The 21,149-nt window shown below is 69.8% G+C and carries 15 protein-coding genes; 6 read left to right on the top strand and 9 right to left on the bottom strand.

From position 1 onward, the window contains the following. Positions 1-2 precede the first annotated feature (2 nt). The 5 genes from ASC46_RS15580 to ASC46_RS15560 form a co-directional block, all read right to left on the bottom strand. The gene (locus ASC46_RS15580) at positions 3-623 is read right to left on the bottom strand and encodes a 2-hydroxychromene-2-carboxylate isomerase (protein ID WP_055460217.1); all 621 of its coding nucleotides are present in this window, start codon (positions 621-623) and stop codon (positions 3-5) included. Between the two features lie 34 nt (positions 624-657). Further along, complete coding sequence (locus tag ASC46_RS15575; protein ID WP_055460216.1) at positions 658-1,248, bottom strand: thioesterase family protein; 591 nt, start codon at positions 1,246-1,248, stop codon at positions 658-660. Between the two features lie 144 nt (positions 1,249-1,392). Beyond that, positions 1,393-3,609, bottom strand: coding sequence for a 3-hydroxyacyl-CoA dehydrogenase NAD-binding domain-containing protein (locus ASC46_RS15570; protein WP_055460215.1), 2,217 nt, complete (start codon positions 3,607-3,609; stop codon positions 1,393-1,395). A 7-nt stretch (positions 3,610-3,616) separates the two neighbouring features. After that, on the bottom strand, positions 3,617-4,825 hold the full coding sequence (locus tag ASC46_RS15565; RefSeq protein WP_055460214.1) for an acetyl-CoA C-acetyltransferase: 1,209 nt from the start codon (positions 4,823-4,825) through the stop codon (positions 3,617-3,619). A gap of 130 nt (positions 4,826-4,955) precedes the next feature. Then, positions 4,956-6,746 carry an acyl-CoA dehydrogenase C-terminal domain-containing protein gene (locus ASC46_RS15560; protein WP_055460213.1) on the bottom strand — a complete coding sequence of 597 codons (1,791 nt, stop codon included), beginning with the start codon at positions 6,744-6,746 and terminating at the stop codon, positions 4,956-4,958. Between the two features lie 280 nt (positions 6,747-7,026). On the opposite strand from ASC46_RS15560, the gene ASC46_RS15555 reads away from it, so the two are divergent. The 3 genes from ASC46_RS15555 to ASC46_RS15545 all read left to right on the top strand — a co-directional run bounded on the left by ASC46_RS15555 (position 7,027) and on the right by ASC46_RS15545 (position 12,036). Then, a complete protein-coding gene (locus ASC46_RS15555; protein WP_141659700.1) occupies positions 7,027-10,125 on the top strand; it encodes an SEL1-like repeat protein in 3,099 nt (1,032 codons plus the stop codon). Between the two features lie 190 nt (positions 10,126-10,315). Then, the gene (locus ASC46_RS15550) at positions 10,316-11,242 is read left to right on the top strand and encodes a sulfite exporter TauE/SafE family protein (RefSeq protein ID WP_055460211.1); all 927 of its coding nucleotides are present in this window, start codon (positions 10,316-10,318) and stop codon (positions 11,240-11,242) included. After that, positions 11,239-12,036: a TIGR02186 family protein gene (locus ASC46_RS15545; protein WP_055460210.1), complete on the top strand. Its 798-nt coding sequence runs from the start codon at positions 11,239-11,241 to the stop codon at positions 12,034-12,036. The genes ASC46_RS15550 and ASC46_RS15545 overlap by 4 nt, the downstream gene beginning before the upstream one ends. A gap of 6 nt (positions 12,037-12,042) precedes the next feature. On the opposite strand, the gene pdeM is transcribed toward ASC46_RS15545, so the two are convergent. The 3 genes from pdeM to ASC46_RS15530 are packed head-to-tail and all read right to left on the bottom strand — an operon-like array spanning position 12,043 to position 16,244. Next, positions 12,043-12,741, bottom strand: coding sequence for a ligase-associated DNA damage response endonuclease PdeM (pdeM, locus tag ASC46_RS15540; protein WP_055460209.1), 699 nt, complete (start codon positions 12,739-12,741; stop codon positions 12,043-12,045). A gap of 5 nt (positions 12,742-12,746) precedes the next feature. Further along, complete coding sequence (locus ASC46_RS15535; RefSeq protein WP_055460208.1) at positions 12,747-15,248, bottom strand: ligase-associated DNA damage response DEXH box helicase; 2,502 nt, start codon at positions 15,246-15,248, stop codon at positions 12,747-12,749. 48 nt (positions 15,249-15,296) lie between these two features. Beyond that, positions 15,297-16,244 carry a methyltransferase gene (locus tag ASC46_RS15530; protein ID WP_055460207.1) on the bottom strand — a complete coding sequence of 316 codons (948 nt, stop codon included), beginning with the start codon at positions 16,242-16,244 and terminating at the stop codon, positions 15,297-15,299. 128 nt (positions 16,245-16,372) lie between these two features. Here ASC46_RS15530 and ASC46_RS15525 point away from each other — a divergent pair, with 128 nt between their 5' ends. The 3 genes from ASC46_RS15525 to ASC46_RS15515 are packed head-to-tail and all read left to right on the top strand — an operon-like array spanning position 16,373 to position 19,577. After that, positions 16,373-17,407: a ligase-associated DNA damage response exonuclease gene (locus tag ASC46_RS15525; RefSeq protein ID WP_055460206.1), complete on the top strand. Its 1,035-nt coding sequence runs from the start codon at positions 16,373-16,375 to the stop codon at positions 17,405-17,407. Continuing rightward, positions 17,404-19,092, top strand: coding sequence for a cisplatin damage response ATP-dependent DNA ligase (locus ASC46_RS15520; RefSeq protein ID WP_055460205.1), 1,689 nt, complete (start codon positions 17,404-17,406; stop codon positions 19,090-19,092). The genes ASC46_RS15525 and ASC46_RS15520 overlap by 4 nt, the downstream gene beginning before the upstream one ends. After that, entirely contained in the window at positions 19,089-19,577 is a 489-nt protein-coding gene (locus ASC46_RS15515) for a secondary thiamine-phosphate synthase enzyme YjbQ (RefSeq protein WP_055460204.1), read from the top strand. The genes ASC46_RS15520 and ASC46_RS15515 overlap by 4 nt, the downstream gene beginning before the upstream one ends. On the opposite strand, the gene ASC46_RS15510 is transcribed toward ASC46_RS15515, so the two are convergent. Continuing rightward, positions 19,556-21,067, bottom strand: a complete 1,512-nt coding sequence (locus ASC46_RS15510; RefSeq protein WP_055460203.1) for a hypothetical protein — start codon at positions 21,065-21,067, stop codon at positions 19,556-19,558. The genes ASC46_RS15515 and ASC46_RS15510 overlap by 22 nt on opposite strands. Positions 21,068-21,149: the final 82 nt, after the last annotated feature.

The raw sequence follows: 21,149 nt of genomic DNA, 5'->3' as shown, positions 1-21,149 counted from the left end.
GCTCAGACGTCGCTCGAGTAGGCCGGCCGCCCGCTCGCCAGCATGTCGGCGAGAAGGTCGAGCCGGTCTTGACCCCAGAACACCTCGCCGTCGATGACGTAGGACGGAGAACCGAAGACCTCCGCTGCGATGGCGTCCGCAATGTTGCCGGCATAGGTGGCCTTGGCCGACTCACCGTGGGCGCCCGCGAGCATCATCCCGGCATCGACGCCGACCTCCGTCGCGATCGCCGCCAGCACCGCCTCGTCGGCAAGATTCTCGTCTCGCGCCCACACACCGGCGAAGGCGCGCGCGGTGAAGGCGGCCGGATCGATGCCCGCCGCCTGCAGGGCGATGACGCAGCGGTCGGCGAGCGACACCTCGAAGGGCCAGAATGCCGGCTGGAGATTGAGCGGCACGCCCCGCTTCTCGCGCCAGCGCTGCAGCTCGACGAGCCGGTACCGCTGGCGCACGGGATGGCGCCTGGCGAGCGGCAGCCCGCCCGTCTCGGAAAAGACCTCGCCGAGGAAGACAGGCTTGTAGGTGACGGTGCATCCGTGCCGTTGAGCGGTGGCGAGAAAGGGCGCGTGGCCGAAATAGGCCCAGGGGCTGACGAGCGAGAAATAATAATCGATCTGGCGCATGCGGCGGGGCCTCCCGATTCCATTAGGGGACAGGTTAGCCGCCCGGCGCCTCGGTGCCAGCCCGCTTCGGCGCATCCCTGGCTGTGTGTTTCATCGCCGCCTCCGCAGCGAGGAAGGCCCGGACCTCCTCCGGCGGTTCGGGTGAGGCGGCATTGACGCCCACCGTTGCAAGCAACTGCGCCACGGGCACGAAGGCCTTGGCGCGGCGATCGTAGAGCCCGCCGCGCAGCAGCGCGACGGCCGCCACCATCTCCTCGCCGCGGCGGTTGCGCGCGATGAAGCGCTGCTCCATCACGAACCAGCTGTCGCCCCACGCAACGATGCGGCTGTCGAGCCGGAAGCGGCGGAACAGCCGCAGCTCGCGCCGGTAGCGGATGCTCGCCGCCGACAATACGGGCGTCCATTTGTTGGCGAGCACCGCCCGCCACAGCCCGCTGCGCAGGATGAGGTCCATGCGCCCGAGATCCATGAGCGTGAGATAGCGGCCGTTGTTCATGTGGCCGTTGGTGTCGAGATCAAGGAGCCCGACGTGAAACCACAGACGCGAGACGCCGTCGGGCACGGCGAGCCGGTCGCGGAACGGCGTCGCGAGGAGGAGCCAGAGAAGGCGCAACCAGAGGTTCATGGAAAATAGCCGCCGGGCTATGACACCTGCATCGCGGCGTCATGCCCGCGCTTGTCGCGGGCATCCACGCCTTTGCGGGTTGAGCAACGACGAGGCGTGGATGGCCGGAACACGCCCGGCATGACACGCCTACGACGCCTTCTCTTACGCTGCCTTCTTCCGGTCTGGCTTCTCGGCGGGTGCCGCATAGAAGCTCGTGCGCTCGCGGGCCATACGCATCAGGAGGCGGCAGGGTTTGAAGCGCTCACCGTGCTTCTTCGCCAGTGACTTGGCGAGATCGACGAAGGCCGCGACGCCCATGCCGTCGATGTAGGACAGCGTGCCGCCGGTGAACGGCGCGAAGCCGAAGCCGAGGATGGAGCCGACGTCCGCCTCGCGCGGATCGGTGATGACCTTCTCCTCGACCGCCCGCGCCGCCTCCAGCGCCTGCGCCACGAGGAAGCGCTGCTTCAGCTCCTCGATGTCGATGGCGTCGGGGTCGAGCTTCGTCTCCTGCAACTCGGCAAGGCCGGGCCACAGCCGCTTTTTGCCGCCTTCGGGATAGTCGTAGAAGCCCTTGCCGTTCTTGCGGCCGAGGCGGCCGCGCTTCTCTACCATCTCGACGAGAAGCTGCTCCTGCGCCGGGTCGATAGCCTCGGGCCCCACCTGCGCCTTCGTCGCCTTGAGGATCTTGAGCGCAAGATCGAGCGCCACCTCGTCGTTGAGCGACAGCGGGCCGACGGGCATGCCTGCCATGCGCGCCACGTTTTCGATCATGGCCGGCGGCACGCCCTCGACGAGCATCTGGTGTCCCTCGCGCACATAGGCCATGACGCAGCGGTTGGCGTAAAAGCCGCGCGCATCGTTGACGACGATGGGCGTCTTCCTGATGGCGCGCACGTAGTCGAGCGCCACGGCGAGCGCCCGGTCGCCCGTCTTCTTGCCGAGGATGACCTCCACCAGCATCATCTTCTCGACCGGCGAGAAGAAGTGGATGCCGACGAACTGCTTCGGCCGCTCCGAATTGGCGGCAAGCCCAGTAATGGGCAAGGTCGAGGTGTTGGAGGCGAAGATGGCGCGCGGGCGCATCGCCGCCTCCGCCTTGGCGATGACCTCGGCCTTGACCTTCGGGTCCTCGAATACCGCCTCGATGACGAGGTCGCAGTCCTTCAGGAGCCCGTAGTCGTCGCTCGCCGTGATGCGGGCGAGCAATGCCTCGCGGTCGGCCGTCTTGGCACGCCCCTTCATGATCTGGTCGGTCATCAGCTTGTGCGAATGGGCCTTGCCCCTCTCGGCGGCCTCCACGCTCTGGTCGATGAGCACGACCTCCATGCCGGCGAGCGCGGTGACATAGGCGATGCTTGCGCCCATGAAGCCGGCTCCTATGACGCCGACGCGGCGCAGCTTCGCCTGAGGCACGTCCGCCGGCCGACGCGCACCCTTGTTGAGCTCCTGCATGGAGACGAAGAGCGTGCGGATCATCGCCGCCGCCTCCTTCGAGCGCAGGATCTTAGCGAAATAGCGGCTCTCCACCTCGAGCGCGAGGTCCATCGGCAGTTGCAGGCCCTCGTAGACCGCCTGCAGGATCGCCTTCGCCGCCGGATAATTGTCGTGCGTCTCGCGCCGGTAGATGGCGTTGGCCGCCGGCCACACCTGCATGCCGGCGGGCGAATAGACGCGGCCGGAGGGGTTCTTGAAGCCCTTCTCGTCCCACGGCGCAACGGCGCTGCCGCCGGCACGCAGCCATTCCTTGGCTGTCTCGACGATCTTGTCGCGCGGCGCCACGGCGTGGACGAGGCCCATGTTGCGCGCCATCAGCGGGCGGATCTGCTCGCCCTTGAAGAGCATCTGCAGGGCATCGCCCGTCTGCATCAGCCGCGCCACGCGCTGCGTGCCGCCGGCACCGGGGAAGAGGCCGACCTTGACCTCCGGCAGGCCGACCCGCGTCGCGTCGACATCCGAGACCACGCGGAAGTGGCAGGCGAGCGCGAGCTCAAAGGCGCCGCCCAGGCACACGCCGTGGATCGCGGCCGCGAACGGCTTGCCGCAAGTCTCCAGCCGCCGATAGAGCTGCGAGAGCTTGCGCGATTCCGCAAAGAAATGGGCGATCGCCGCCTCTTCGCCTTTCGTCCTCGCGAGCTTCGCATATTCGGCGCCGAGACCTTGCAGCATGGTCAGGTCCGCGCCGCCGGAGAACGCTTCCTTGCCGGAGGTGATGATGCAGCCCTTGATGGCGGCATCGGCCGCCACCGTGTCGATGATGGCGGCGAGTTCCTCCATCACCTGAGGCGTGATGACGTTCATCGAGCGGCCGGGCATGTCCCAGGTCGCGACCGCGATGCCCTCGGCGTCGGTCTCGAAGCGGAAGTTCTCGAACTTCATCTTGTCCTCACACCCGTTCGATGATGGTGGCGGTGCCCATGCCGGCGCCGATGCACAGCGTCACCAGGGCAGTCTCCTTGCCGGTGCGCTCCAGTTCGTCGAGCACCGTGCCGAGGATCATGGCACCCGTGGCGCCGAGCGGGTGGCCCATGGCGATGGCGCCGCCGTTGACATTGACCTTGGCCGGATCGAGCGCAAAGGCCTGCATGTAGCGCAACACGACGGAGGCGAAGGCCTCGTTGATCTCGAAGAGGTCGATGTCGGCAATGGTCATGCCGGCACGCTTCAACACCTTCTTCGTCACATCCACCGGCCCGGTGAGCATCAACGCCGGCTCCGAGCCGATGTTGGCGAAGGCGCGGATACGCGCCCGCGGCTTCAGGCCGGCCGAGCGGCCCGCCTTGCGCGAACCGACGAGCACGGCCGCTGCCCCATCGACGATGCCGGACGAATTGCCGGCGTGGTGCACATGGTCGAGCGCCTCGACCTCGGGATGGGCATCGATGGCGACGGCTGAAAAGCCGCCCATGTCGGCCATCTGGACGAAGGAGGGCTTGAGCTGGCCGAGCGTCTGCATGTCCGTGCCCGGCCGCATGTGCTCGTCCTTGTCGAGGAGGACGATGCCGTTGACGTCGGTGACCGGCGCGACGGACTTCTTGAAATAACCCCTCTCCCAGGCCTTGGCAGCGCGCTTCTGGCTTTCCACCGCATAGGCGTCGCAATCGTCGCGGGTGAAGCCGTATTTGGTGGCGATGAGATCGGCCGAAACGCCCTGCGGCATGAAATAGGACTTCACGGCGATCTCCGGCTCGACCGGCCAGGCCCCGCCCGAGGCGCCGATACCGACGCGGCTCATGGATTCGACGCCGCCGCCCACCACAAGGTCGTGCTGGCCGGACATGACCTGCGCCGCGGCGAAGTTCACCGCATCAAGGCCGGAGGCGCAGAAGCGGTTGATCTGCACGCCCGGCACGTGGTGGCCGTAATCGGCATTGAGCGCCGCCGCGCGGGCGACGTCGCCGCCCGCCTCGCCGACGGGATCGACGCAGCCGAGCACCACGTCGTCGACGAGGCGCGTGTCGAGGTCGTTGCGCTCGCGCAGCGCCCTGAGCGCCGTCGTCGCGAGCTGCAGCGTCGTCACCTGGTGCAGCGCGCCGTCCGCCTTGCCGCGGCCGCGCGGCGTACGCAAATGGTCATAGATGTAAGCGTCAGGCATGAAGGCCTCCCGGCATTGGGCTCCCCTCCCCTTGGGGAGGAGCAGGGCTTGGGGTGGGACCGGCAGAGCCCGGCCTTCCCACCCCGCTCGCTTGGCTCACTGCGCCTCTCCGCGATGGGAGAGGCCGAACTCAGAACATCTCCGCCGGCATCGCCATCATCGTGTCGGCGCCGGAGGAGATCCGGGCAAGATGCACGGCGCTCTCCGGCATCGTCCGCTCCATGAAGAAGCGGCCGGCGAGCAGCTTCGCCTCCATGTCCGCCGCATCGCCGCCGTTCGCCTTCTTCGCGAGCGCAGTCCTGGCGATCTGCGCCCACATGTAGCCGAGGGCCACGAGCCCGAAGAGATGCATGTAGTCGTAGGACCCGGCGCCCGCATTGTCCGGCTTGGCCATGGCGTTGTTCATGAACCACATGGTCGCCTGCTGCAGGTGGCCGAGCGCGGCCTCGAGCGGCTTCACGTAGGGCGCCATGGCCTCGTCGCCGGCGTGCTGCTTCACGAAGCCGCCAACCTCATTGAAGAAGGCCATGACGGCCCGCCCGCCGTCGCGCGGCAGCTTGCGGCCGACGAGGTCGAGCGCCTGGATGCCGTTGGCACCCTCGTAGATCATGGCGATACGGGCATCGCGCACGAACTGCTCCATGCCCCATTCGGCGATGTAGCCGTGGCCGCCGAACATCTGCTGCGCCTTCACCGCATTGTCGAAACCGACATCGGTGAGGACGCCCTTGAGGACCGGCGTGAGCAGGCCGAGCTGGTCGTCCGCCGCCTGCTTCTCCGCCGCATCGCCAGAGCGATGCGCGACGTCGCTCTTAAGGGCCGTCCATAGCACGAGCGCCCGCGCCGCCTCGTTGAAGGCACGGATGGAGAGAAGGTTCCGCCGCACGTCCGGGTGGACGAGGATGGGGTCGGCCGGCTTGTCCGGATCCTTGGCGCCGGTGAGCGAGCGGCCCTGCAGGCGCTCGCGCGCATAGGCGACGGCGTTCTGGTAGGCGACCTCCGACTGGGCGAGGCCCTGGATGGCGACGCCGAGCCGCGCCTCGTTCATCATCACGAACATGGCGTTGAGGCCCTTGTTCTCGGTCCCGACGAGCCAGCCCCTGGCCCCATCGTAGTTCATGACGCAGGTGGCATTGCCGTGAATGCCCATCTTGTGCTCGATGGAGCCGCAGGACACGCCATTCGCCGCGCCGAGCGAGCCGTCACCTTTGACGAGCCGCTTCGGCACCACGAAGAGCGAGATGCCCTTGGTGCCCTCCGGCGCCCCCTCGATGCGGGCGAGCACCAGGTGGACGATATTTTCGGTGAGATCATGCTCGCCGGCCGAGATGAAGATCTTGGTGCCGGTGATGGCATAGGAGCCGTCGCCGTTCGGCACGGCCTTTGTCTTGATGAGCCCTAGGTCGGTGCCGCAATGCGGCTCGGTGAGGTTCATGGTGCCGGACCAGGCGCCGGCGATCATCTTGGGCAGATAGGTCTTCTTCTGTTCCTCTGTGCCGTGGGTCATCAGCGCCGCGATGGCGCCCATGGTCAGGCCCGGATACATGGCGAGCGCCATGTTGGCCGAGGAGGCGAATTCGTTCATCACCGCCGCGAGCGTATAGGGCAGGCCCTGGCCGCCGTAGTCCGGATCGGCCGCGAGCCCGATCCAGCCGCCCTCGGCGAAGGCGTCATAGGCCGCCTTGAAGCCCTTCGGCGTCGTCACGCGCCCGTCGTCGTGGCGGGTGCAGCCTTCGAGATCCCCGGTACGGTTGAGCGGCTGTAGCACCTCCTCGCAGAGCTTCGCGCCTTCCTGGAGAATGGCCGCGATCAGGTCCGGGCTCGCCTCGGCGAAACCCGGCAGATTGTTGTAGCGCTCGATCCCGAAGACGTCCTCGAGCAGGAAACGGACATTCTCGACTGGTGCCTTGTAGCTCGGCATTCCGTGGCTCCTCCCGCATTGCGCCCGCCCAGCATCCGCCAGCAGAGCGGGGGGCGGGGCACATCATGGTTCATATATAAACCATATCGGCGCCTGTCGAAAGGGCGTGCGTCGGGCCGCCTTCATTGCGCTGCCGTCCCGGCGCCCCACGCGCCCCGCGGACAGGCCGTACGCGCAATCCTGTCTGTTATGGTTAACGGCTTCTTTACCATAATCAGGAGAACTTGACCCACCGGCAGCATCGCGCAGGACGTGCCTGCGGCAGCGCAGTGGGATCACGATGGCACAGACCGCCCCCTGGAGTGTGAAGGGCATCGACCCGCAGGCGCGGGATGCGGCCAAGGAGGCGGCGCGCAAGGCGGGAATGACGCTCGGCGCATGGCTCAGCACCGTCATCGCCGACCAGGCGGCCGACGGCGACACCCGCGTGGCCGCATCGGGACACGATTCGCTCGCCGAGGTCAGCGAGCGGCTTGCCCGGTTTGCCCGCGAACGCATGCAAACCGCCGCCGCCCCGCGTCGTCCCGAGGCTGGCGCCGGCCTCGACATGCCGAGCCTCGACGAGATCGTGGCGCGCGTCAGTGAGCGCACCCTCGCCGAGACGCGGGGCGCCGCAGCCCGCACGGCCAGCGCACTCGACTCGATTGCCCGCTGGATGGAGCGCACTGAATCGCATGTCGCGCAAAGCACCCGCTCGATGGCCGAGCGGCAGGACGAGACGACCGGCGCCATTGGTAAGGCCCTTCTGGCCATCGGCCGGCGGCTCGACGACATCGAGCGGCATCTCACTGCCGACAGGACACCTGCTGCCGTCTCGCGCTGGTACGAAGACGCCGCCGCGCTCCGCGACGCGCTCGACGACGTCGGGGACCGGCTTGAGGCCGTCGCCGCCGGGGCGGGAAACGACGCTGGCGAAGAAGAGACCGTCGGCCCGCTGATAACCGAGGAGCAAACGGCCCGTCGGCGGCTCGAGGCGGCCGTCGCCGAGATCCGTCGTCGGCAGCGCGAACTCGACGACAGCCCAACCCTTGGCGAGCGCTTTGCCGCCATGAACCGGCGGCTCGACGAGCGGCCGCGCCGCAACCAGACGCCGATTGCACGGGAGGTCGGAACGCCTGGCCACGCCGCCCCCCGCCTCGAACAGGAGGCCGTTGTCGCCCGCCTGGAGGCGCTGTCGCGCAAGATCGACGAGGCCCTGCGACCAGTGGCGGCGATGCCGATCGGCGACGTCCTCGCCCGGCTCGACCGTCTGAACGAGCACCTGGAGCGCCCGAGCCCGGCTCCCGATCTCGCGCGCATCGAGGGCATGATCCACGCCTTGACGGCACGCATCGAGGAGGTGCGCGCAACCGAGACCGATAGCGCTGGCCTCGACGCACTCGAACGGCAGATCGGTCAGCTGGCCGAGCGGATCGATGCGGTGGGCGCGGCCCCGGCACTCGCCGAGCGGGAGCGCATCGCGCACGGCATGTCCTCGCTCGAAAGGACGATGGCCGACCTCCTCGCCGACCTGCGCCATCAGCTGCGTGAGGAGATGCGCGAGTTGCAGGACGGCACGGCCGAAGCCATCGAGCAGGTAGCTCGCCGCGCCGCCGAAGCGGCCCGCAGCGCCCTTCCCGATGCCTACGAGACCATGCCCGCCGAGATCGGCCAGCTCAAACGCGACTTGGCCGCACTGAGGACGACCCAGGCGAGCACCGACCTGAGGACACAAGATACGCTGGAAGCCGTGCACCAGACGCTGGAGCGGATCGTCGACCGCCTCGCCCTGCTGGAGGAAGACATGGCCGAGGGGCGGCCGGCGCCGGGCACCCTGCCGCGCCTGCCCGACGACGATCCGGCCGATTCGGCCGAGTTCGAAGACCTGCGCACCAGCCTCGACGCTTTGCTGAGGGCAAACCAGCCTTCCCACGGCCGGGAAGACGAGACCGATCGGCCGGCACCGCCGCCTACTCTCGATGCCGCCACGCCATCGGCCGCGTTTCTCGCGGCGCAGCCGACCCTGACGGCCGTGCCTTCGGAGAAGGAGACAGCGGCTGCCGCTCCGGCTTTCGACGAGGCGCCCACCGCGGCGGTCAAAGCAAGCTTCATCGCGGCCGCCCGGCGGGCCGCGCAGGCTGCGGCGGCGGAGACCGCCGCCGCGCTGCCCGATCCGGCCTTGCACGCCAACAAGGTCGAGGTCCTGTCCCGGTCCGAGGACGACCCCGCGCCCGCGCTCAGGGCCGAGCCGCGGCCGACGGCGGCTACGCGCCGTCAGACCGTCGCCTCCCCGGTCGCGCGGCTCAGGAACGGCGTCGCCGCCCGGCGCAAGCCCCTGCTGATCGGTCTCGCCGCCATCGTCATCGCCGTCGGCGCGGCGCAGGTGCTGGGTGGCCTCGCCGGCAAGCCCCACCCCGCTGGCGATGCGGAACCCGCCGCGGCCCGTGACGCCACGGCGCCCGCTGCCCGCGAGGAGGCCGAGGCGCGATCATCACCACCGGCACAGGCGGATGCTCCCTCCCCCGACGTCTTGAACCCCTTCGCCGCGAACCCGTTCGTCACCGACAGCGGCCCCGCGACGACGGGTTCCCTACCGGTAATTCCGGCCGTCCCTGACAGCGCCTCGCCGGCCCCCGCCCCGGACCGGAATTCGCGCCTCGAGGAGAGCCCACGGGCCCCCCTTTCCATCCCGCCGAGCAAGGTCGCCGACCTGCCGGCGGAGGGCCTGCCCGCCCCGTTGCGCAAGGCGGCGGCCGCGGGCGACGCCGCCGCCGTCTACGAGGTCGCCAGCCGCCTCGCGGAGGGTCGCGGAGTGCCGCGCGACATGGCCCAAGCCGCCCGGCTGTTCGAGGCGACGGCGACTGCCGGTCTCGTGCCGGCGCAATATCGTATCGCCAGCCACTACGAAAAGGGTATCGGCGTCCCGCGCGACGTCGGCACGGCGCGCATGTGGTACGAGAAGGCGGCTGCGGCCGGCAATGCACGGGCGATGCACAATCTCGGCGTGCTCTATGCCGAGGGCATCACCGGCAAACCGGATTACGAGACGGCCGTGCAATGGTTCCGCAAGGCAGCGGAGTTCGGCGTGCGCGACAGCCAGTTCAATCTCGCCGTTCTCCTGGCGCGCGGTCTCGGCACCGAGCGCGACCTCGTCGCCTCCTATACGTGGCTGTCGGTCCTCGCCCGCGACGGCGACAAGGATGCGGCCGCCAAGCGGGACGAACTCGCCCGCAGCTTGACGGCGAGCGAACTGGCCATCGGCAAGGAGGCTTTCGCGCGCTGGCAGGTCAAGGTGCCCGACCGCATCGCCAATGAAGTGCCCGCGGGCGGCTGGGAGCTGAGCACCGCTGCCCCCTCGCCGGGGGCGCCGAAACCGCCCGGGACGGTGTCACAACTCTGACGGCCCGTACGCGCTCACGGCAGCCTCCGGGCTGTGGCGACGGGACGGCACACGGGCTTGTGCATAACCGTGGCTGTCATGCCTTGGTTTTGACCCCACGTTAAGGGACGCTCCCTAGACTGACGAAGCAGCCGCGTGCCGACGGCCCGCGGCCGCTGTCGCATTCGACCGAGCGTCCGAGTACCGTGCCGTGCACATCTACCTGCCCATCGCCGAAATGTCCGTCAACATGTTCACCCTCCTCGCCATGGGCGCGGCGGTGGGCTTCATCTCGGGCATGTTCGGCGTCGGCGGCGGTTTCCTGATGACGCCGCTTCTGATCTTCCTCGGCATCCCGCCGGCGATCGCGGTCGCCACCCAGGCCTCGCAGATCACGGCTTCCTCGGTCACCGGTGCGCTCGGCTACTGGCGGCGCAAGGCGCTCGACTTCAAGCTCGGCGGCGTGCTGGTCGCGGGTGGCTTCGTCGGCACGCTGCTCGGGGTGTGGTTCTTCAACGTGATGAGCCGCCTCGGCCAGCTCGAATTCGTCATTGTCGTCAGCTACGTGACGCTCTTCGGCATCATCGGCTCGCTGATGCTGGCCGAAAGCCTCAAGACCATGTGGGCGACGCGCCGCGGCGTCGTCCCCCTCTCGCGTCGCTCGGGCGAGCATCCGTGGTATCTCGGCCTACCGTGGAAGATGCGTTTCCACCGCTCCAAGCTTTATGGCAGCGTCATCCCCATCGTCACGCTCGCCATACTCATCGGCTTCGCCGGAGCGGTGCTCGGCATTGGCGGCGGCTTCATTCTCGTTCCTGCGCTCATCTATCTCTTCCGCATCCCCGCCGCCGTGGTGGTCGGCACATCCCTCTTCCAGATCCTCTTCACGATGATGGCGGCGACGCTGCTGCACGCCTTCACCAACCAGTCGGTGGACGTGGTGCTGGCGATGCTGCTCATCATCGGCGGTGTCATGGGAGCGCAATTCGGCGCCCGCGCCGGCCAGAATCTCAAGGGCGAGTCCTTCCGCCTGCTCCTTGCCATTCTCGTCCTCGGGGTCGGTATCCGCTTTGCCATCGATCTCGTGGTGAGACCGCAGGAGCCCTTCTCGCTCGTCACCGTGGGGGCACGGCCATGACGGCGACGAGGTGGGCAAGAACGGCGATGCCCCGGCTGCTGTTCGCCGCGGCCGCTCTCGCAGCGGTCTGCGCATCGCTCGCGCCGGCGGCTGCCGAGACACTGATCCTGTCCCTGTCGACACACAGGGTCGCGATCACGTCCACCTACACGGGTTCGTCCATCGTTGTCTTCGGCGCCATCGAACGTGATGAGCGCACGGTGGCACGGGCCGCACCTTATGACGTCGTCATCACCGTGCGCGGCCCCCGGCGCACGACCATCGTGCGCGAGAAGGAGCGGGTCGGGCCGCTCTGGCTCAACACATCGCAGCGCCGCTTCGTCGACCTTCCGACTTATCTCGCCGTTCTCTCGTCGCGGCCGATCGACGAGATCGCGGGCGGGGCTTTTCTCACGCGCTACCGGCTCGGCCTCGATATGCAGATCGCGACGCCAGGCATGGAACATCTGGCGAGCGAGGAGCCGTTCCGGGAGGCCCTGCTGCGGCTCAAGAACGACCAGGGGCTGTTCACCGAGGAGCCGCGCGGCGTCACCTTCCTGACGCCGTCAATCTTCCGCGCGCCCATCACCCTGCCCGCTGTCGCCCCCACCGGCAATTACGACGTCGAGGTGGCTCTCTTCGTCGACGGGGCGCAACTCGCCCGGCAGACCACCAATTTCGAGGTGGTGAAAACCGGCTTCGAACAGGCGACGGTCACCCTCGCCCACGATCACGCCATATTCTACGGCCTCGGCGTCGTCGCCATGGCGGTGCTCTTCGGCTGGCTCGCGACGATCATCTTCCGGCGGGACTGACGAAGCTCAATCCGGCAGCAGCAGCGGCCAGCCGATGGCGTAGAGCCGTTGGCCGAGCACGTGGGCCGTGACGCCTTGGGGAAAGAGCGGCCGGAAGGCGGCATCGCGCAGGTTGAGCCCGCCCGTCAGAGCACCGAAAGCCGGCATGACGATGCGCCGCGCCCCCACAGCGAAGCAGCGGCGACGCAGGGAGCGGCCGGTGAGCCGCACCTTGGCCGCCGGATGCATGTGCCCGACGATCTCCGCCGTGCCGTCTTCGGCAGGCTCGTGCCGCAGCACCACGTCGGCGAGGCGCAGCTCCGCAGCGCTCTCGCCGCCAGCCGTGCGCGGCATCCGCGGATCGTGATTGCCTGTCACCCACAGCCAGTCGCGGCCGCGCTGCAGGGCGGCGAGCGCTTTGCGGTCGCGTGGATCGAGACGCGCGTGCGCATCCGCATCGTGGAAGCTGTCGCCGAGCGCGACGACGGCCCGAGGCGCATAGCGGGCGACGAGGCGCGCCACCGCGGCGAGCGTGGCGCGCGTGTCGTACGGCGGCAGGAAGATGCCATGGCTGGCGAAGGATGACGCCTTCTCGAGATGGAGGTCGGCGACGACGAGCAGCCCCTGGTCCGCGACGAAGAGCGCACCGGCGGGATCGGCGACAAGATCGAGCCGCCCGAGGCGCAGAACCTGCGCCGCGCCCGCTGTGCCGGTCTCGCCATCCATCGCGTTCACTGCATCGCCTCGTCCATCATCGCCGCCTCGGCCTCCGCCAGCATGTGCTCGGCGGCCTCGCCATAGACCATCTCGCGGCCGATCTCGAGCATCACCGCCACCGATAGCGGCGAGAGATGATCGAGCGGCGCATGCACGATTCGCCCCGCGACGCGCACCAGCATATCGCCGAGCCGGCGCACGTCGAGCAGCCCCGTTGCGGCATCGGCGCGCGCCGCGCGCAGGAGGACGTGGTCCGGCTCGTGCCGGCGCAGCACGTCATAGACGAGGTCGGTCGACATGGTGACTTGGCGGCCGGTCTTCTCCTGCCCAGGAAAGCGCCGTTCGATCATGCCGGCGATGATCGCGCAATGGCGGAAGGTGCGCTTCATCAGCGCCGATTCCGCCAGCCAGTCCTCGAGGTCGTCGCCCAGCATGTCCGGCGCGAAGAGATCGGCCAGCGACAGGCGCTGCTGTGTGACCGCGAGGCCGATGTCGGCAATGCCCCAGGTAGCGAGGCCGTAGTCGTTGGCGACGAAGCCGAGCGGCTTGAGGCGCGCCCGCTCCAGGCGCCGCGTCAGCAACATGCCGAGCGTCTGATGCGCGAGCCGCCCCTCGAAGGGATAGGCGACGAGATAGTGGCGCCCGGCGCGCGGGAAGGTCTCGACGAGCAGTTGCCCCGGCCGCGGCAGACGCGACTTCATCTTCTGTGCCCTCAGCCAGTTTGCCACTGGCCTCGGCAGGCGGTGCCAGTTGTCCGGGCTTGCGATCATCGTGCGCACGCGGCTCGCCAGGAAGCTCGACAGCGGGAACTTGCCGCCGGCATAGGACGGCACCTTCGGGTCCGTGCCCGCCGCCGTGCGCGAGGCGGTGACCTCGTTTTCATAGATGCCCTCGAAGCGCAGCACCTCGCCGGCGAAGACGAAGGTGTCGCCCGGCGTCAGCCCCTCCGCGAAATATTCCTCCACCTCGCCGAGCACCCGCCCGCCGCGCACGACGGTCATGCCGCCCGCCCGGCGCGGGCGGGCGAGGCGCACGCGCAGCATCGGCTCTTCGACGATGGTCCCGACGTTGAGCCGATACTGCTGGGCAACGCGCGGGGTGGTGACGCGCCACAGCCCGTCCTTACCCTTGACGATCCGCGCGAAGCGCTCGTAGCTCCTCAGCGCATAGCCGCCGGTGGCGACGAAGGCGAGGACATCGTCGAAATCCCGGCGCGGCAGGTCGGCATAGGGCGCAGCGCCGCGCACCTCCTCGTATAACGCATCGGCATCGAAGGGCCCGGCGCAGGCCCGGCCCAGCACGTGCTGGGCGAGTACGTCGAGGGCGCCGGTGCGCGCGTCCGGCGTATCCTGCGCCGCCTCCGCAACGGCGTCGAGCGCGGCCCGGCATTCCAGCACCTCAAAGCGATTGGCTGGCACCAGGAACGCCTTCGACGGCTCGTCGAGGCGATGGTTGGCGCGGCCGATCCGCTGCATCAGCCGGCTCGCGCCCTTCGGCGCGCCGACATTAATGACGAGATCGACGTCGCCCCAGTCGATGCCGAGGTCGAGCGTCGAGGTGCAGACCACTGCCTTGAGCCGCCCTTCGGCCATCGCCGCTTCGACGCGCCGGCGCTGGCCGGCGTCGAGCGAGCCGTGATGCAGCGCGATGGCGAGGCCATCGTCGTTCATCCGCCACAGCTCCTGGAAGACGAACTCGGCCTGCATGCGCGTGTTGACGAAGACGAGCGACAGGCGATGCTCCCGGATCGCCCGGTAGATCTCCTCCATGGCATGCAGCGCCGTGTGGCCCGCAAGCGGCGGCGCGAGCCGGCTCTCGAGGATGCCGATATGCGGCCGCGCGCCCTCCTTCACCGTGATGATGTCGGGTGAAGCCACCCCCTCGCGCTGCGGCACGAGATAGCGGGCGAGCACTTCCGGCTCGCGCACCGTCGCCGAGAGGCCGACCGTCGTCACCTGCGGCGCGAGCGCGAGCAGCCGCACGAGGCCAAGCGACAGGAGGTCGCCCCGCTTCGACGTCACGAGCGCGTGCAGTTCGTCGAGCACGATGCGCCGCAGGCCCGCGAAGAACGCCTCGGCCTCGCGATGCGCGATGAGCAGCGCGAGTTGCTCGGGCGTGGTGAGGAGGATATGCGCCGGGCGCTCGATCTGCCGCGCGCGCTTGTGGGCCGGCGTATCGCCGGTGCGCGTCTCGACCTTGACCGGCAGCCCCATCTCCGTGACCGGCGCCTCGAGGTTGCGCGCGATGTCGACGGCGAGCGCCTTGAGCGGCGAGATGTAGAGCGTGTGGAGGCCGGCCCGGTCCGGCGCCTCCGCGAGCTCGACCAGACTCGGCAGGAAGCCGGCGAGCGTCTTGCCGGCCCCCGTCGGGGCAACGAGCAGGGCCGAGCGCCCGGCCCGCGCGCTCGCGAGGAGATCGAGCTGGTGCGCACGCACGTGCCATCCGCGCCTGGCGAACCAGGCGGAGAAGGCAGGCGGCAGAGCAGCCGCGGCGGGCGACGGAAGATGCGGCGTCACCCCCAAGAGGTAGCGCCTCGTGCGCGATCCGTCATCCCGCGCCCACTGTCAAAGGGGCCGGACCGGCTTCTGCGCCGCGACGACGAAACCAGGCACCGGCCGGCCGCCGTCATGGCGCAGGACAGCGGGATCGCACGCCACGCCATCGAGTCCGACCGCGGCGAGCAGCGTCTCGACATGGCCGGTGCTGTGGGCGAAGCGCATGTCCTCGCCGAGCACGAAGCCAAGCGGCGCGTCACCGACGTCCTGCACGGTGAACAGGAAGAGACCGCCGTCGGCGAGCGCCCGGGCAGTCGCTTCGAAAACGGGTGCGAGGTCGCCGACATAGATGAACACGTCGGCCGCGAGCACGAGGTCGGCGCTGCCCGGTGCCTCGCCGTCGAGGAACGCGGTCAGTTCGGCGACCGCGAGCCGGTCGTAGCAGCCGCGCCGGCGCGCCCGCTCCACCATGCGCGGGGCGATATCGCAGCCGGCAAGCGTGACGGCATAAGGACGCACGGCCTCGCCCATAAGCCCCGTGCCGCAGCCGAGGTCGAGCGCCAGGCGGAAATGAGGCGGCCGGCCGGTCGCTCCGCAGATGCCACACAGCGTCTCGAGGATGAGATCGGGGCCGCGATAGGCCAGCTTCTCGACGAGATGACGGTCGAAATGCCCCGCATACTCGTCAAAGAGCGCCCGCACATAGCCGGCCGACATGGCGCCGGTCGGGGGCAGCGCACCGAGGCGGGCGAGGCGCAGCCCAGCACCGAGCTCGTCTTCAGGCGACAACCTGAGCGCCGTCGTGAAGGCATCGCGCGCCTCGTCCTTCCGGCCGAGCGCCGCCAGCGTTTCGCCGAGGCTGATCCAGGCCGGCGCCCAGTGCGGCGCAAGGCGCACAATCTCGCCGATGAGTTCGGCGGCCGCCTCCCAGTCCTTTTCCCGCATCAGGCTCTCGGCAAAGGTGTAGCGTCGATCGACGAGAAGGTCGCCGGAGGTCATCAGCTTCGTGGGCCGCATGGGGGTGGGGGTCATGAGGTTGGAGGCGGCGGAAAGAACGTCAGGCGGTCGTCTTCGTCAAGCCGAAAGTGACGGCACCCGGGACTCGCGGGCTTAACCGGTCCGGAGGAAGCACCTATCTTGCGTCCATGCAGGCGCGCGACATTCTTTCGCTCACTCCGGCCGGGCTCTATTGCCCCCTTGCGGACGTCCATATCGACCCGCTGCGGCCGGTGCCGCGCGCGCTGATCACCCACGGTCATTCCGACCACGCCCGCGCCGGCCACGGCGCCGTGCTCGCGACGGCGCAGACGCTCGCCATCATGGCGGCGCGCTATGGCGAGGGCTTCTGCGGCACCGCCCAGGCGGTGCGCTACGGCGAGGCGGTGACGCTCGGGCCCGTGCGCGTCACCTTCCTGCCGGCGGGTCACGTGCTCGGCTCGGCGCAGATCCTCATCGAGGCGAACGGCCTGCGCATTGTCATCTCCGGCGACTACAAGCGCGTGGGCGACCCCACCTGCGCACCCTTCGAGCCCGTGCGCTGCGACGTCTTCATCACGGAGGCGACCTTCGGCCTGCCGGTCTTCCGTCATCCCGATGTCGTCGGCGAGATCGACAAGCTGCTGCACTCCCTGACGCTCTTTCCCGAGCGGGCGCACCTCCTCGGCGCCTATCCTCTCGGCAAGGCGCAGCGGCTCATCGCCCTCCTGCGCCAGCGCGGCTACGACCGGCCCGTCTACCTGCACGGCGCCATGGAGCGGCTGATGCAGCTCTACGGCGAGCTCGGCATCGCCCTCGGCGACCTGCGCAAGGTCGAGCCCGGCAGTCGCGAGAGCCTCGGCGGCGCGGTCGTGCTGTGCCCGCCGGGCGCCCTACAGGACCTGTGGGCGCGGCGCTTCCCCGATCCGGTCGCCGCCTTCGCCTCGGGCTGGATGCGGGTGCGCGCTCGCGCCCGCCAGCGCGGCGTCGAGCTGCCGCTCGTCGTCTCCGACCATGCCGGCTGGGACGAATTGTGCGCCACGATCCGCGAGACCGGCGCCGGCGAGGTCTGGGTGACGCACGGCGAGGAGGAGGCGCTGGTGCACTGGTGCACGCGCGAGGGGCTCGCGGCACGTCCCCTCAACATGCTTGGCTACGGCGACGACGAGGCGGAGGCGGAAGCCGTCGCGGAGCCTTCGGCATGAACGACTTCGCAGAGTTGCTCGACCGCCTCGCCTTCGAGCCGCGCCGCAACGCCAAGCTGCGGCTGATGGAGGACTTCTTCCGCACGACGCCGGATCCCGAGCGCGGCTATGCCCTCGCCGCCCTCACGGGCGGGCTCTCCTTCCGCAACGCCAAGCCCGGTCTCGTGCGCGCGCTCATTGCCGAGCGCACCGATCCGGTGCTCTTCGCCCTCTCCTACGACTATGTCGGCGACCTGTCCGAAACCGTCGCTCTCATGTGGCCGCCGCCATCGCAGGCGGGCACTGGCCACAACGCCCCGCCGCCGCGCCTCGCCGACGTGGTCGAGGGCCTCTCGATGGCGGCGAAGACCGAACTGCCCGGCCTTCTCGCGCGCTGGCTCGATGCGCTCGACGAGACCGGGCGCTGGGCGCTGCTCAAGCTCATCACCGGGGCGCTGCGCATCGGCGTCTCCGCCCGCCTCGCCAAGACGGCCGTCGCCGGGCTCGGCAGGGTCGATCCCAATGCGGTCGAGGAATTGTGGCACGGCCTGACGCCGCCCTACGAGCCGCTCTTCGCCTGGCTCGAAGGTCGTGCGGATCGGCCGGAGGGGCTTGTGGTCGCCCCCTTCCGCCCGCCGATGCTGTCGCACCCGCTCGACGAGGAGGAGCTTTCGCGCCTCGACCCGGCCGAATTCTGCGCCGAATGGAAATGGGACGGCATCCGCATCGAGGCCGTGCGCGAGCTGACGCCGGAGGGCCGGCGCATCGTCCGGCTTTATTCCCGCACCGGCGAGGATATCACCGGCTCTTTTCCCGACCTGTGCGAGGCCCTCATCGCGGAGAACGCCTTCGTCGGAGCGCTCGACGGTGAGCTTCTCGTCCTGCGCGGGGGGCGCGTCGAGAGCTTCAATGTCCTGCAGCAGCGCCTCAACCGCAAGGCGATCACACCGCGCCTGATGCAGGAATTCCCCGCCCATATCCGCGCCTATGACCTGCTCGGCGAGGGCGAGGAGGATCTGCGCCCCCTGCCCTTCGCGGAGCGGCGCCGGCGGCTCGAGGCGCTCGTCGCGCGGCTCGCGGGCGGGCGCGTCGACCTCTCCCCCCTAGTACCCTTCGTTAGCTGGGAGGAACTGGTCGCGGCGCGTGCCCGGCCAGGCGAAGCCGGCGCCGGCATCGACGCCGAGGCCGTCGAGGGCGTCATGCTCAAACGCCGTGACAGCCCCTATGTCCCCGGCCGGCCCAAGGGCCTGTGGTACAAGTGGAAGCACGACCCGCACCTCGTCGACGCGGTGCTGATGTATGCCCAGCGCGGCCACGGCAAGCGCTCCTCCTACTATTCCGACTACACTTTCGGCCTCTGGCGCAGCGGGCCCGAGGGCGAGGAGCTCGTGCCCGTCGGCAAGGCCTATTTCGGCTTCACCGACGAGGAGCTGAAGGAACTCGACCGCTTCGTGCGGCGGGAGACGGTCAACCGCTTCGGCCCGGTGCGCGAGGTCGTCCACACGGGCGAGCGCGGCCTCGTGCTCGAGGTCGCCTTCGAGGGCGTCCAGCAGTCGACGCGCCACAAGTCCGGCGTCGCCATGCGCTTTCCGCGCATCAGCCGCATCCGCTGGGACAAGCCGCCGCGCGAGGCCGACCGGCTCGACTATCTCGCCGGTCTCCTGCCGCGCGGGGAAACGATGAAGACGAGGGCGGGGAAGACATGACGCAACGCGACGCCATCGAGACGACGCCCCTCGGCGCCGGGCCCGTGACGCGCCAGGCGAGCGCGCGCCTCGTGGTGCGCACGCGCGGGCCCGGCTTCACCGATATCACCCATGCCATCCGGCGGTGGCTCGCGACGAGCGGCATCGCCGACGGGCTCCTCACGGTCTTCTGCCGGCACACCTCCGCCTCGCTGACCATCCAGGAGAATGCCGACCCGGACGTGCGCACGGATCTCGCGACGGCCCTCGACCATCTCGCCCCGCGCGACCGGGCCTATGTGCACGCCATCGAGGGGCCGGACGACATGCCGGCCCATATCCGCACCATGCTGACCGACGCCTCGCTCGCCGTGCCCGTCGTCGCCGGGCGGCTGGCGCTCGGCACCTGGCAGGGCATCTATCTCATCGAGCACCGCGACCGTCCGCACGCGCGGGAGGTGCTCGTCACGGCGATCGGTGCCGCTCAGGACGATGCGAGCGCCTGACCGGCGGTGCCGCCCCGCCAGCGCGACAGCGCGAGGCCGAGCATCAGTAGGAGGACGGCCCAGGCCGCCGCCCACAGGGGCGCCGCTTCCCCGAGCCGCGCGGCGGGCCAGGCGAGTGCCGGCGTGCCGGCGATGAGGGCCGGCGCCAGCGCGGGCAGCTCGGCCGAGGCGACGATCGCCGCACCGCCGAGGATGGCGAGCGCGGCCGCCCAGCCCCGCCCGCCGGGCAGCAGCGCGAAGAGGAGCGCCGGCAGGAGAGCGCCGGCCGAGACACCGAGGACGAGGTTCACCGCCACCGCCGGCGCGACGTTGCCCGCGAGCGGAACGGCTGCCGCGGCGCCCCCCAACGCCGCGAGCACGGCGAGCCGCGCGATCACGGTCTTGCGGGCGGTGGAGGCCCGCGGCGCGCTGACCCGATAGACGTCGCGCGACAGGATGAGGCCGAGAAGGAAACCGAGGGCGGCGACGCCCGCCAGCATCGTCGACAGATGCGCGACGGCCGACATCTGCCTGAGCAGCCAGGAGCCTTCGAGCAGCGCCCCCGGAAGATAGACCGCGGCGGCGTCGGCGACGAGGACGACCGCCGCAAGCACCACCGCCGCCCGCAGCGAGACGCGGCCGGCAAGGCCCCTGCCCGGCAGGGCCCCGGAAAGGCAGGTCACGATGGGCAAAGCCGCGACGCCCAGCATCGCGACGAGGAAGGGCGCCAGCACGATCTCCTCCCCCGGCCCGGCCGCGAGCCAGGTCAGAAGCGGCGCGCCCGCCCGGGTAAAGGGCATCACGGTGTCCATCCCCGAGCGCAGGCTTGCGACGAAGGTGTGCCACCACGCCGCGGCAAGGGCCGCGGCCAGCAGTCCGGCAAAGCCCGCCACCAGCCCACCCTGGACGGCCAGCGTCGCGGCGACGGCCCTCAGCCCGCCCACCATGGCGACCACCGCGGCGAGGACGAAGAGAAGGCGCAAGGCGGCGGGATAGCCGACGGCGAGCGATTGCGCGAGGACGACGGCCGCATCCTGCAGCATCAGGGTGAGCGCGATGAAGGTGACGGGCACGAGGACGACGACAACGGCGAAGCGCGCCGGCGCGCCGAAGCGCCCGGCGAGGGTGCCGGCGGGCGTCGGGGCGGCGACATCGTGGAGGAAGGGAGCGAGGACCGCATGCAGCACGAGCCCGGCGACGGCGCCCCAGCGCAGGGCGGGTGCGTTGCCGGCGAGCACGAGGAGTGCCAGCACGACGACCGGCAGGGCGAGGGTCGCCACCGCCGCCGGCAGGCTGCGGTCGGCGGCATCGAAGGTGGCGAGGCTCATCGTCCGCGCCCCCAGACCGACGAGGAGGAACAGCATCAGCGGCAGGCTGAGCAGCACGGGGGTCAGGAGCGATTCGGGCACGCCGACCCGCTCGAGCAGCCACATCAGCCCGATCACGGACGCCATCGCCGCCGCGAGCAGAAGGCGCTGCGCCTGACCCACCGGCCTGCCGCCAGCCATCATGCCCCGAGCCTCCCGCTCCCGCTATTGTCCGCAGTATCTTGGTGTGACATGACGCACCGCTCATGGCAAACTCGTGCTCGGC

The sequence above is a fragment of the Chelatococcus sambhunathii genome (assembly GCF_001418005.1).
Lineage (GTDB): Bacteria > Pseudomonadota > Alphaproteobacteria > Rhizobiales > Beijerinckiaceae > Chelatococcus_A > Chelatococcus_A sambhunathii.
Note: the sequence above shows the minus strand (reverse complement) of the source record. Positions and strands in the feature narration are given on the sequence as shown.